Origin of the sequence: Streptomyces sp. NBC_00322 (genome assembly GCF_036147535.1) — a bacterium.
Classification (GTDB): Bacteria; Actinomycetota; Actinomycetes; order Streptomycetales; family Streptomycetaceae; genus Streptomyces.
The window spans coordinates 2,672,594-2,684,823 of the sequence record NZ_CP108019.1 but is presented as its reverse complement, the minus strand read 5'-3'; the positions used below and the strand labels follow the sequence as shown (position 1 = coordinate 2,684,823).

At 70.9% G+C, this 12,230-nt stretch carries 10 protein-coding genes and 1 pseudogene; 8 read left to right on the top strand and 3 right to left on the bottom strand.

The window, feature by feature from the left end; all coding sequences use genetic code 11:
- The first annotated feature begins 101 nt into the window (after positions 1-101).
- The 4 genes from ispG to OG905_RS11975 all read left to right on the top strand — a co-directional run bounded on the left by ispG (position 102) and on the right by OG905_RS11975 (position 4,701).
- Complete coding sequence (ispG, locus tag OG905_RS11990; RefSeq protein ID WP_328667719.1) at positions 102-1,256, top strand: flavodoxin-dependent (E)-4-hydroxy-3-methylbut-2-enyl-diphosphate synthase; 1,155 nt, start codon at positions 102-104, stop codon at positions 1,254-1,256.
- 240 nt (positions 1,257-1,496) lie between these two features.
- Positions 1,497-2,342 (top strand): GNAT family N-acetyltransferase, encoded by an 846-nt coding sequence (locus tag OG905_RS11985; RefSeq protein ID WP_328667718.1) that lies wholly within the window; start codon positions 1,497-1,499, stop codon positions 2,340-2,342.
- A gap of 29 nt (positions 2,343-2,371) precedes the next feature.
- Complete coding sequence (locus tag OG905_RS11980; RefSeq protein WP_328667717.1) at positions 2,372-2,941, top strand: GNAT family N-acetyltransferase; 570 nt, start codon at positions 2,372-2,374, stop codon at positions 2,939-2,941.
- 65 nt (positions 2,942-3,006) lie between these two features.
- On the top strand, positions 3,007-4,701 hold the full coding sequence (locus OG905_RS11975; protein ID WP_328667716.1) for a proline--tRNA ligase: 1,695 nt from the start codon (positions 3,007-3,009) through the stop codon (positions 4,699-4,701).
- 180 nt (positions 4,702-4,881) lie between these two features.
- On the opposite strand, the gene OG905_RS11970 is transcribed toward OG905_RS11975, so the two are convergent.
- The 3 genes and pseudogenes from OG905_RS11970 to OG905_RS11960 all read right to left on the bottom strand — a co-directional run bounded on the left by OG905_RS11970 (position 4,882) and on the right by OG905_RS11960 (position 6,773).
- Positions 4,882-5,751: an aminoglycoside phosphotransferase family protein gene (locus OG905_RS11970; RefSeq protein WP_328667715.1), complete on the bottom strand. Its 870-nt coding sequence runs from the start codon at positions 5,749-5,751 to the stop codon at positions 4,882-4,884.
- A gap of 106 nt (positions 5,752-5,857) precedes the next feature.
- Positions 5,858-6,289 (bottom strand): ferritin-like domain-containing protein, encoded by a 432-nt coding sequence (locus OG905_RS11965; protein WP_328667714.1) that lies wholly within the window; start codon positions 6,287-6,289, stop codon positions 5,858-5,860.
- A pseudogene (locus tag OG905_RS11960) lies at positions 6,286-6,773 on the bottom strand (hypothetical protein). Before OG905_RS11960 ends, OG905_RS11965 begins: the two are co-directional and overlap by 4 nt.
- A gap of 151 nt (positions 6,774-6,924) precedes the next feature.
- Between OG905_RS11960 and rimP the strand changes: the two are divergent.
- From rimP to infB, 4 genes are all read left to right on the top strand, one after another.
- On the top strand, positions 6,925-7,422 hold the full coding sequence (rimP, locus tag OG905_RS11955) for a ribosome maturation factor RimP (protein WP_328667713.1): 498 nt from the start codon (positions 6,925-6,927) through the stop codon (positions 7,420-7,422).
- A 2-nt stretch (positions 7,423-7,424) separates the two neighbouring features.
- On the top strand, positions 7,425-8,444 hold the full coding sequence (gene nusA / locus OG905_RS11950; RefSeq protein WP_328667712.1) for a transcription termination factor NusA: 1,020 nt from the start codon (positions 7,425-7,427) through the stop codon (positions 8,442-8,444).
- A 148-nt stretch (positions 8,445-8,592) separates the two neighbouring features.
- Complete coding sequence (locus OG905_RS11945) at positions 8,593-8,871, top strand: YlxR family protein (protein ID WP_324988990.1); 279 nt, start codon at positions 8,593-8,595, stop codon at positions 8,869-8,871.
- A 147-nt stretch (positions 8,872-9,018) separates the two neighbouring features.
- Positions 9,019-12,111, top strand: a complete 3,093-nt coding sequence (gene infB, locus OG905_RS11940) for a translation initiation factor IF-2 (protein WP_328667711.1) — start codon at positions 9,019-9,021, stop codon at positions 12,109-12,111.
- Positions 12,112-12,230: the final 119 nt, after the last annotated feature.

Genomic DNA, 12,230 nt, shown 5'->3' with positions numbered 1-12,230 from the left:
TTCCCCTGCGATGTGCTCGGGTCAACCTCCGTGCCGTAATCTCGGAGCCTGGAGCCCGCCGATCTCGGGACCTCGATCCACACCTTGGGGTTGCACAGCAGATGACTGCAATTTCTCTCGGAATGCCGTCCGTTCCGACGAAGCTCGCCGACCGGAGGGTCAGCCGCAAGATCCAGGTCGGCTCCGTGGCCGTCGGCGGGGACGCGCCCGTGTCGGTGCAGTCGATGACGACGACCCGGACCTCCGACATCGGGGCGACGCTGCAGCAGATCGCCGAGCTCACCGCGTCGGGCTGCCAGATCGTACGAGTCGCGTGCCCCACCCAGGACGACGCGGACGCGCTCGCCACCATCGCGAGGAAGTCCCAGATCCCCGTCATCGCGGACATCCACTTCCAGCCGAAGTACGTCTTCGCCGCGATCGACGCGGGCTGCGCCGCGGTCCGGGTGAACCCGGGCAACATCAAGCAGTTCGACGACAAGGTCAAGGAGATCGCCAGGGCGGCGGGCGAGACCGGCACCCCGATCCGTATCGGCGTCAACGCGGGCTCGCTGGACGCCCGGCTGCTGAAGAAGTACGGCAAGGCCACGCCCGAGGCGCTCGTCGAGTCCGCCCTGTGGGAGGCGTCCCTCTTCGAGGAGCACGGCTTCCGCGACATCAAGATCTCGGTCAAGCACAACGACCCGGTCGTCATGGTCAACGCCTACCGGCAGCTCGCCGCCCAGTGCGACTACCCCCTCCACCTCGGCGTCACCGAGGCCGGACCCGCCTTCCAGGGCACCATCAAGTCCGCCGTCGCCTTCGGCGCACTGCTCTCCGAGGGCATCGGCGACACCATCCGGGTCTCGCTCTCCGCCCCGCCCGCCGAAGAGGTCAAGGTCGGCATCCAGATCCTGGAGTCCCTCAACCTCAAGCAGCGCCGCCTGGAGATCGTCTCCTGCCCGTCCTGCGGCCGCGCCCAGGTCGATGTCTACAAGCTCGCGGACCAGGTCAGCGCCGGTCTGGAGGGCATGGAGGTGCCGCTGCGCGTCGCCGTCATGGGCTGCGTCGTCAACGGCCCGGGCGAGGCCCGCGAGGCCGACCTCGGCGTCGCCTCCGGCAATGGCAAGGGCCAGATCTTCGTCAAGGGCGAGGTCATCAAGACCGTCCCCGAGTCGAAGATCGTCGAGACGCTCATCGAAGAGGCGCTGAAGATCGCCGACCAGATGGAGAAGGACGGCGTCCTCTCGGGCGAGCCCGAGGTCTCCGTCAGCTGACCTGCACGCGGCAAGGGACCGGGCCTCCTCCGGAGTCGAGGCCCGGTCCCTTGCGTGAGCGGTGCTGCCCCGCATCTCCGGGTACAGTTTCGGAGATCAGCAGACCGTGTGACTCCGCCCCAAGGGGCTTCTCGCGGTGAGGCGACGGTCAAGCCCTGACCGGTGCCCAAGGGCACGTGCCGACGCTAGCCGACCGAGCGGCACCTGTCGTTGCCCGCAAGGAGTGATGGAGGGCCCCTCGTGTTGACGCAGACCACCACCCGGGTCCTCGACCCCAGTGACCTCGGCGCAGCGCTCACCATCCTCGAGAGCGAGCCTGTCGCCAACGCCTTCATCACGTCGCGCGTCCAGGTCGCCGGACTCGACCCATGGCGCCTGGGCGGCGAGATGTGGGGCTGGTACGCGGACGGGCGGCTGCGCTCGCTGTGCTACTCCGGCGCCAACCTCGTCCCCATCTGCGCCACCCCCGAGGCCGTGCGCGCCTTCGCCGACCGGGCGCGCAGAACCGGCCGCCGCTGCTCCTCCATCGTCGGCCCCGCCGAGCCCACCTCCCAGCTGTGGCGGCTGCTGGAGCCGAGCTGGGGCCCGGCCAGGGACGTACGCGCCAACCAGCCGCTGATGGTCACCCAGCAGATTCCCGAGGGCATCGAGCCAGACCCGTATGTCCGCCGGATCCGCAAGGACGAGGTGGACGTGATCATGCCGGCCTGCGTGGCGATGTTCACCGAGGAGGTCGGCATCTCGCCGATGGCCGGCGACGGCGGACTGCTCTACCAGGCCCGCGTCGCCGAACTCGTCGGCGCCGGACGGTCGTTCGCCCGCATCGACGACGGCCAGGTCGTCTTCAAGGCCGAGATCGGCGCGGCCACCAACGAGGCCTGCCAGATCCAAGGCGTCTGGGTGGCACCGGAGTTCCGCGGCCGCGGGCTGTCCGAGACCGGCATGGCGGCCGTTCTGCGCTACGCCCTCGCGGACGTCGCCCCGGTCGCCAGCCTCTACGTCAACGACTACAACACCGCAGCCAGAGCGGCATACCGCAGGGTCGGCTTCAGTGAGGTCGGTGCCTTCATGAGCGTGCTGTTCTGACCTCGAGCCGCGCAAAGTAGGGTTCGCGCATGGCAGCACTCTCAGGCGGTGGACCGCAGACCCCCAGCGTCGTCGTGGCCCCGGTCGATCTCTCCGCGCGGATCGACGAAGCCCTCGCGGTGCAGGCCCTCGCTTTCGGGCTCAGTGACGACGAGGTCGAGGTACGCCGCCATATCGTCCACCGGCATCTCCTCCACCCCGGCGCGCGTGCGCTGGGCGCGCTGACGGAGACGGGACGACTCGTCGGCTTCGTGTACGGCATGCCCAACAGCCGCACCCACTGGTGGTCCACCGTCGTCGAGCCGTATCTGCGCCGTAACGGCACCGACAGCTGGCTCGACGACTCCTTCGTGATCACCGAGCTCCATGTCCACCCCGGCTTCCAGGGGCGCGGCATCGGCCGCTCGCTGATCACCACGATCACCGACAGCGTCGAGCAGCCGCGCTCGATCCTCTCCGCGATCGACATCGAGAGCCCGGCCCGCGGCCTGTACCGCGCGCTCGGCTACCAGGACCTCGCGCGCCAGGTGATGTTCCCCAGTGCACCGAGTCCGTACGCGGTGATGGGCGCCCCGCTGCCGCTGCTGCGCGACAACTGATTTCCGCCTGCCGGTGCGGCCCGGCTAACCTCCTGCTCATCACACATTCCGAGCAGGAGTTCACCATGGCCCAGGTCCAGCGCATGTCCCGTCTGATGGTCAAGACACTGCGCGACGACCCGGCGGACGCCGAGACGCTCAGTCACAAGCTGCTGGTGCGCGCCGGTTACGTCAGGCGCAACGCCGCCGGTATCTGGTCCTGGCTGCCGCTGGGCAAGAAGGTCCTGGAGAACGTCACCCGCGTGGTGCGCGAGGAGATGGACGCGATCGGCGCGCAGGAGGTGCTGCTGCCGGCGCTGCTGCCCAAGGAGCCCTACGAGGCGACGGGCCGCTGGGAGGAGTACGGCGCGGAGCTCTTCCGCCTCAACGACCGCAAGGGTGCGGACTACCTCCTCGGCCCGACGCACGAGGAGATCTTCACCCAGCTCGTCAAGGACCAGTGCACGTCCTACAAGGACCTGCCCGTGATCCTCTACCAGATCCAGACGAAGTACCGCGACGAGGCGCGTCCGCGTTCGGGCATCCTGCGCGGCCGCGAGTTCCAGATGAAGGACTCGTACTCCTTCGACACGAGCGACGAGGGCCTGGCCGAGTCGTACGCGCTGCACCGCGAGGCGTACATCAAGACCTTCCGGCGCCTCGGGCTCGAGCACCGCATCGTCTCGGCGGTCTCGGGTGCGATGGGCGGCTCGGCGTCGGAGGAGTTCCTGGCTCCGGCCGCGGCGGGCGAGGACACCTTCGTCTACTGCCCCTCCTGCGACTACGCGGCGAACACCGAGGCCGTGACCTTCGCGGCCGAAGCCGTCGCCGCCGACGGGCACGGTCCCGTCGAGGAGCTGGACACCCCCGACACCCCCACGATCGAGTCCCTCGCCGAGCACCTGGGAGTCCCGGCCTCGGCCACGCTCAAGAACCTCCTGGTCAAGGTCGACGGCGAGATCGTCGCGGTGGGCGTACCCGGCAACCGCGAAGTGGACCTGGGCAAGCTGTCCGACCACCTTGCCCCCGCGGAGGTCGAGCTGGTCACCGCGGAGGACTTCACGGGCCGCCCCGACCTCGTACGCGGCTACGTCGGCCCGCAGGGCCTGGAGAAGGTCCGCTACATCGCCGACCCGCGGGTCGCGCCCGGCACCGCGTGGATCACCGGCGCGAACAAGCCCGACACGCACGCGCGCAATGTCGTCGCCGGCCGGGACTTCACGGTCGACGACTACCTCGACGTGGTCGTCGTCGAGGACGGCGACCCGTGCCCCACGTGCGGGACGGGGCTGAAGCTGGACCGCGCCATCGAGATCGGCCACATCTTCCAGCTGGGCCGCAAGTACGCCGACGCCTTCCAGCTCGACGTCCTCGGCCAGAACGGCAAGCCGGTCCGGGTGACCATGGGCTCGTACGGCATCGGCGTCTCCCGCGCGGTGGCGGCCCTGGCCGAGCAGACGGCCGACGACAAGGGCCTGTGCTGGCCGCGCGAGATCGCCCCGGCGGACGTCCACGTGGTCGCCGCGGGCAAGGCGCTCCAGACGGAACTGGCCCTGGAGGTCGCGGACCAGCTGGCGGCGGCGGGCCTGCGGGTGCTCGTCGACGAGCGGCCGGGTGTCTCGCCGGGCGTGAAGTTCACTGACGCGGAGCTGATCGGCGTCCCGAAGATTGTGGTGGCGGGACGTCGTGCGTCGGAGGGCGTGGTGGAACTGAAGGACCGCCGGACGGGTGAGCGCGAGGAGCTCACGGTGGCGGAGGCGGTGTCGCGGCTGCGGGGGTAGCGCCTGCGGCGGGTTCCGGGGCTCCGCCCCGGACCCCGCGCCTCAAACGCCGGCGGACATTCAGCCCGTCCGGCGTTTGAGGACACTCCCGCTACGCCCTGCGGGCGTGGGGGGACCCCCAGAAGGGCGTACCGGGGTCTGGGGGCTTGCCCCCAGTTCGGGAAGGGGCGGGGTGGGGCACTACAGCCAGCCCGCGAACTCCAGCGCCAGTTCCCCCTCCTGCCGCCGCCCCGCGGCAATCGCCCGCGTGCCCGACTCCACCGCCCGGAACAGCGTCCACCCCCGCAAACGGTCCGCGTCCACCTCCAGCGAGTCCGCGAGCTTGTTCACCCTGCGGCGGGCCGCCGACGCTCCCGCCGCGGAGGCGATCAGGTCCTCGACGCGGTCGCGGACCAGCCGGGCCAGGTCGTAGGCGCGTTCTCCGACCAGCGGCTCGGGGCCGACCGCCAGCCAGGGGGTGCGGTCGGCCGCGAGGACCTTGCCCTGGCGGAAGTTGCCGTGCAGCAACAGGAGTTCGGGGGACAGGGCCGCGAGCTCGTCCCGCGCGGCCAGCGCTGCCGAGACCAGCCCGGCCGGTCCCGCGGCTGCCCGCATCGCCTCCGCCTGACGTGCCGTCCGTTCCGCGACCGTCTCGAAGTCGTGGTCCGCCGGCGGCTCGACCCACAGCCGCCGCACCGTCCCCGCCGCCTCCAGCAGCGCCTTGGCCTCCGGCAGGGACCGCAGCGAGACTTCCGGATGCAGCCGTTCGAGCAGCAGCGCGCCGTCCGCGGCGCCAAGGAGGCGGACCGCGCCGAAGCCTTCCCAGTGCGCGAGCGCCGCCCGCTCCAGGGGCAGGGACGCAGAGGGCGGGGCGACCTTGAGCGCCGCGGCCGTGCCGTCGGGCTGCCGTACGAGAACGACCAGACTGCTCCGGCCGCCGGGTGCCATCACCCGCTCGGCGTCCAGCTCCCAGCGGTCCACCGCCTCCTGGACGGTCTTGGGCAGCTGCCCGAGCCAGTCGTCACTCTCGCCCAGAGCCCGGACGAGCCGCTGCGGCGCTTCGAAAGCCATGCGTTCGTTGATCCCTTTCCCCTTGGGTCCTGCCCGGCCGATCTTGCCGGGCTCGCGTGCCCTGGTACGCACGCTCACTGATCCGGCCTGATCGACCGGACAGGACCTAGCGCGCTCGACTCCCGGTCCGCTCGGCGAGCCCAGGAAAGGCTACGCCGCTGCCGCGCCAGCGCACCGCGCGGACGGCCGCCTCGCGCAGCGCGCCCGCGGCCTCCTTCCGCAGCGGTCCGCCCGCGGCCCGTACGAGGTCGGAGTAGACGCATCCGACCCGGTCCTCCAGCACGGCGGCGAGCCGCAGGGCCGCGGCCGCGTCCGGGACCGGAAAGGGCAGTGCGTACGCGGCGGCCGACACGGCGGGCTCGCCGCCCAGGTCTCGGGCCGTGCGGGCCAGCGCGTCACGGCGGGCCCGGTGTGCGGCGTACGCGGCCATCACCTCGGCCTCGCGGGCCTCGCCGATGCGGCCGCCGACGACCCCGTACCCGTACACCGCCGCGTGCTCGGCCGCGAGCGCGGCCTGTACGGCGTCAAGCGTGCTCATCGCGAGGCCCCCTTCGTCAGCAGGTACTCATGCGCGGCTCCGGCCGCCGCCACCGAGGCGAGCAGCCGTGCCAGCTCGGGCTCCGCGTCGAGGAGCGCGGCGGAGTACACGTCGCAGGTGCGGCGCTCGGCCGCGGCCAGTGATCTGAGCGCGGCCGGGGCATCGGCGGGAACCGGTACCGCTCGCGCCACCCGCGTCGTCCGCCGAGCGCGGTGACATGCTCGGCGACCGCGGCCCGCAGGGCGGCCAACTGCCCTGCCAGGGCCGGATGTTGCGCGATGACCGCGTCGTAGTGGTCACGCAGCGCACCGCTCGCCGCGGCGAGCCGCCGCCGCAGCGCGGTCTGAGCGCGCGCCGGATCGGGAGCCGAGCCGGCGGTGCTCCCGCGCTCCGGCTCCTCGTTCGAACAGCCCGTCAACGCCGTGACCGCGGCCGCACCCGTCGCGATGAGCGCACGCCTGCGTGTCGTCGCCGTGCGCCCCACGCCTGTCTCCCTACGACCAGTGATCATCGCCGCAGGCGAGCGTACCTGCGAGTCCGGCACAGGTGGACGGCAACACCCCTCGGAACCGGATACCCTTTGAGCTGACACGCGACGATCCCACAACAGCACACGCGGCCGAGGAGTCACCCGGATGAGCACCACCCAGAGCGAGAGGCTGCGCGGGCTGCTGGAACCGCTCGTCAGCGCCGCGGACCTGGATCTGGAAGAGATCGAGGTGTCCCGGGCGGGCAAGCGCCGCATGCTGAGGATCATCGTGGACTCCGACGAGGGCGCCACGCTGGACGCCTGTGCCGAGCTGAGCCGCGTCATCTCGCAGAAGCTCGATGAGACGGACGCGATGGGCGAGGGCGAGTACGTACTCGAAGTGAGCTCGCCCGGCGCCGACCGCCCGCTGACCGAGCACCGCCACTACGTTCGCGCGACCGGCCGCCTTGTGAAGCTCCAGCTGCACGAGAGCGGCGAGCTGGTGGCGCGCATCCTCACCGTGGACGACGAGGGACTCGACCTCGAGGTGCCGGGTGTGAAGGGGCGCACGCCCACCGCCCGCCGGGTCACCTTCGCGGAGATCGCCAAGGCCCGCGTGGAGATCGAGTTCAACCGCAAGGACAAGAAGGAAGAGGAGGCGTAGCCGTGGACATCGACGTAAAGCTCCTGAAGGGCTTGGCACAAGAGAAGGAGATCCCCTTCGACCTGCTGGTCGAGGCGATCGAGTCGGCCCTCCTCATCGCGTACCACCGCACCGACGGCAGCCGCCGGCACGCCCGCGTGGTGCTGAGCCGGGACACCGGCCATGTGACGGTGTGGGCCAAGGAGGACGCTGCCGACCTCGAAGAGGGGCAGGAGCCCAAGGAGTTCGACGACACTCCCTCCGACTTCGGGCGGATCGCGGCCACGACCGCCCGCCAGGTCATCCAGCAGCGGCTGCGGGACGCCGAGAACGACGTCACCTTCGGTGAGTACGCCCGCCGTGAGGGCGATGTCGTCGCGGGCATGGTGCAGCAGGGCAAGGACCCCAAGAATGTCCTGGTCAGGCTGGACGACAAGCTCGAGGCCATCCTTCCGGTGCAGGAGCAGGTGCCGGGCGAGGAGTACACCCACGGCCTGCGCCTGCGTACGTACGTCGTGCGCGTCGCCAAGGGTGTGCGCGGCCCGTCCGTGACCCTGTCGCGCACCCACCCGAACCTGGTGAAGAAGCTCTTCGCGCTGGAGGTTCCGGAGATCGCGGACGGCAGTGTGGAGATCGCCGCGATCGCCCGCGAGGCCGGTCACCGCACCAAGATCGCCGTACGGTCGACGCGCTCAGGGCTGAACCCGAAGGGTGCCTGCATCGGCCCGATGGGCAGCCGTGTGCGTAATGTCATGGCCGAGCTGCACGGCGAGAAGATCGACATCGTGGACTGGTCGGACGACCCGGCCGAGATGGTGGCGAACGCCCTCTCGCCGGCCCGCGTCAGCAAAGTGGAGATCGTCGACCTCGGCGCCCGCTCCGCGCGGGTGACCGTCCCCGACTACCAGCTGTCGCTGGCGATCGGCAAGGAGGGGCAGAACGCCCGCCTTGCCGCCCGCCTCACCGGCTGGCGCATCGACATCCGCCCCGACACGGAGCAGAGCGGCGAGCACGGGTCCGACCAGCGCTCCGAACAGGGCTGAGGAATGCTGTGTCCTGCGGGGGACACCCCCGGACCCCCGGCGGTCAGGACGCCGTTGCGCTGACGGTGGGACCTGGCCGCGATCAAGACAACAACCGTTCGATTCTTGCCCCAAAGGGGTGAGGTCGGCGCGGGGAGGTAGACTGAAGGTGTCTGGCCGGACGCGTGCCCGCGCATGCCCTGAGCGAACCTGTGTGGGATGCCGGGAGCGGGCGGCCAAGAGCGATCTGCTGCGCATCGTGGTAACCGGAGACGCCTGCGTCCCCGATGATCGCGGTACGCTGCCCGGCCGGGGTGCATATGTACACCCCGCCTTGGTCTGTCTCGACCTGGCGGTTCGCCGCCGGGCGTTTCCCCGGGCCTTCAGGGCCAAGGGACCGCTCGATACCGCCGATGTACGGCGGTATGTCGAGCAGGCAGCACAGTAAGAAGAGAACGGCACGGGACCCCGTGCGGTCAGGTACCTCGCGAGTTGGAAGTAGGTCGAGATTGCGATGAGCACTCGATGAGTACGCGATGAGTACGCCCATGAAGTAGCGACGGTCCGGCGGTAACCCGGACCTAAAAGGAGCGAAGTGGCTAAGGTCCGGGTATACGAACTCGCCAAGGAGTTCGGTGTGGAGAGCAAGGTCGTCATGGCCAAGCTCCAAGAACTCGGTGAATTCGTCCGTTCGGCGTCCTCGACGATCGAGGCGCCGGTTGTACGTAAATTGACTGACGCTTTGCAGGGACCCGGCGGCACCGCCGGCAAGTCCGCTGCCAAGCCCGGCGCGCCCCGCAAGGCCGCGCCCGCCAAGCCCGCTGCGCCGTCCCCGGCGTCGTCGGCCCGTCCCGCTGCCCCCAAGCCCGGCGTCCCGGCCCCCAAGCCGGCCGCTGCCGAGGCTCCGGCGAGCAGCACCCCCAGCACCCCGTCCGTGGCCCCGGCGTCCGCCGGCCCGCGTCCGGGTCCCAAGCCCGCACCGGCCAAGCCCGCTCCGGCGGCTCCGGTGCCCGCGGCCGAGTTCTCGGCCCCGGCTCCGGCCCAGCCCGCCGCGCCGCAGGCCCCGCGTCCCGCGGGTGCCACTCCCGGCCCGCGTCCCGCCCGTCCGGCTCCGGCCGGCGGTCAGCGTGACGGTGGCCGTGGTGGCGAGCGTCCCGCACGTCCCGCCGGTCAGGGCGCCCAGCGTCCCGGCGGCCGCCCGGCCGGTCCCCGTCCGGGCAACAACCCCTTCACCTCGGGTGGCTCCACCGGTATGGCGCGCCCGCAGGCGCCCCGTCCGGGCGGCGCCCCGCGCCCCGGCGGCGGTCAGGACCGTCCCGGCGCCCCGCGTCCGCAGGGTGGTCCCGGCGGCGCTCCCCGGCCGCAGGGTCAGGGTGGCGCCCGTCCGAGCCCCGGCGGCATGCCGCGTCCGCAGGCTCCCCGTCCCGGCGGTGGCCCCGCGGGTAACCGCCCGAACCCGGGCATGATGCCGCAGCGTCCCGCTGCCAGCCCCCGTCCTGGTGGCGGTCCTGGTGGCGGCGGTGGCCGTGGTCCCGGTGGCGGCGGCGGTCGTCCCGGCGGCGCCGGTGGCGGTCGTCCCGGTGGTGGCGGCGGCGGCTTCGCCGGTCGTCCTGCCGGTCCCGGTGGCGGTCGTCCCGGCGGCGGCGGCGGTTTCGCCGGTCGTCCCGGTGGCGGTGGCCCCGGTGGTGGCGGCGGCTTCGGTGGCGGCGGTGGCCGTCCCGGCTTCGGCGGACGTCCGGGTGGTCCCGGCGGCCGTGGTGGCACGCAGGGCGCCTTCGGCCGTCCCGGCGGTCCGGCGCGTCGTGGCCGCAAGTCGAAGCGGCAGAGGCGCCAGGAGTACGAGGCCATGCAGGCCCCGTCGGTCGGCGGTGTGATGCTGCCTCGCGGCAACGGCGAGACCGTTCGCCTGTCGCGCGGTGCGTCCCTCACCGACTTCGCGGAGAAGATCAACGCCAACCCGGCGTCGCTCGTCGCCGTGATGATGAACCTCGGCGAAATGGTCACGGCCACGCAGTCGGTCTCCGACGAGACGCTGCAGCTGCTGGCCGACGAGATGAACTACACGGTTCAGATCGTCAGCCCCGAGGAGGAGGACCGCGAGCTTCTCGAGTCCTTCGACATCGAGTTCGGAGAGGACGAGGGCGGCGAGGAAATGCTCGTCTCCCGTCCGCCGGTCGTGACCGTCATGGGTCACGTCGACCACGGTAAGACCCGACTGCTGGACGCGATCCGCAAGACGAACGTCGTTGCGGGCGAGGCCGGCGGTATCACGCAGCACATCGGTGCGTACCAGGCCGGCACCGAGGTCAACGGTGAAGAGCGCAAGATCACCTTCATCGACACCCCGGGTCACGAGGCGTTCACCGCCATGCGTGCCCGTGGCGCCAAGTCCACCGACATCGCGATCCTCGTGGTGGCGGCGAACGACGGTGTGATGCCCCAGACGATCGAGGCGCTGAACCACGCCAAGGCGGCAGGCGTGCCGATCGTGGTCGCGGTCAACAAGATCGACGTCGAGGGCGCGGACCCGACCAAGGTGCGCGGTCAGCTGACCGAGTTCGGTCTGGTGGCCGAGGAGTACGGCGGCGACACCATGTTCGTCGACATCTCCGCCAAGCAGGGTCTGCACATCGACAGCCTGCTGGAGGCCGTGGTCCTGACCGCGGACGCCTCGCTCGACCTCCGCGCCAACGCGCAGATGGACGCGCAGGGTATTGCGATCGAGGCTCACCTCGACCGCGGTCGCGGTGCCGTCGCCACTGTGCTCGTTCAGCGCGGAACGCTCCGCGTCGGCGACACGATGGTCGCCGGTGACGCGTACGGCCGTGTCCGGGCGATGCTCGACGACAACGGCAACAACGTCGAGGAAGCGGGTCCGTCGACCCCCGTCCTGGTCCTGGGTCTCACCAACGTCCCCGGCGCCGGCGACAACTTCCTGGTCGTGGACGAGGACCGTACGGCCCGTCAGATCGCCGAGAAGCGTGCTGCGCGTGAGCGCAACGCCGCCTTCGCCAAGCGCACCCGCCGGGTGTCCCTCGAGGACCTCGACAAGGTGCTCAAGGCCGGTCTGGTGCAGGACCTCAACGTCATCATCAAGGGCGACGCGTCCGGTTCGGTGGAGGCTCTCGAGTCCTCGCTGCTCCAGCTCGACGTCGGCGAAGAGGTCGAGATCCGTGTCCTGCACCGCGGTGTGGGTGCGGTCACCGAGTCCGACATCGACCTGGCGATGGGCTCCGACGCCATCGTCATCGGCTTCAACGTCCGTGCGGCCGGCCGTGCCGCGCAGATGGCGGAGCGCGAGGGCGTCGACGTCCGGTACTACTCGGTGATCTACCAGGCCATCGAGGAGATCGAGGCGGCCCTCAAGGGCATGCTCAAGCCGGAGTACGAAGAGGTCGAGCTCGGTACGGCGGAGATCCGCGAGGTCTTCCGCTCGTCCAAGCTGGGCAACATCGCGGGTGTTCTCATCCGTTCCGGCGAGGTCAAGCGCAACACCAAGGCCCGCCTCATCCGCGACGGCAAGGTCATCGCGGAGAGCCTCAACATCGAGGGTCTGCGCCGCTTCAAGGACGACGTCACAGAGATCCGCGAAGGCTTCGAGGGCGGTATCAACCTCGGAAACTTCAACGACATCAAGATCGACGACGTCATCGCGACGTACGAGATGCGCGAGAAGCCTCGCGGCTGATCGACACCTCTGACCGGGGCCGGTCGACGGGACGTATTTCCGTCGATCGGCCCCGGCCGTTGCGTGTACGGTTCTTGTGTCCCTGCCAAGTCGTTGGCGGGGCCGTCGAACCCGTACCG

Coding starts and splice junctions, on each gene's coding strand:
- ispG (WP_328667719.1), top strand. CDS start 102: ATGACTGCAATTTCTCTCGGAATGCCGTCCGTTCCGACGAAGCTCGCC.
- OG905_RS11980 (WP_328667717.1), top strand. CDS start 2,372: ATGGCAGCACTCTCAGGCGGTGGACCGCAGACCCCCAGCGTCGTCGTG.
- OG905_RS11975 (WP_328667716.1), top strand. CDS start 3,007: ATGGCCCAGGTCCAGCGCATGTCCCGTCTGATGGTCAAGACACTGCGC.
- OG905_RS11970 (WP_328667715.1), bottom strand. CDS start 5,751: ATGGCTTTCGAAGCGCCGCAGCGGCTCGTCCGGGCTCTGGGCGAGAGT.
- OG905_RS11965 (WP_328667714.1), bottom strand. CDS start 6,289: ATGAGCACGCTTGACGCCGTACAGGCCGCGCTCGCGGCCGAGCACGCG.
- rimP (WP_328667713.1), top strand. CDS start 6,925: ATGAGCACCACCCAGAGCGAGAGGCTGCGCGGGCTGCTGGAACCGCTC.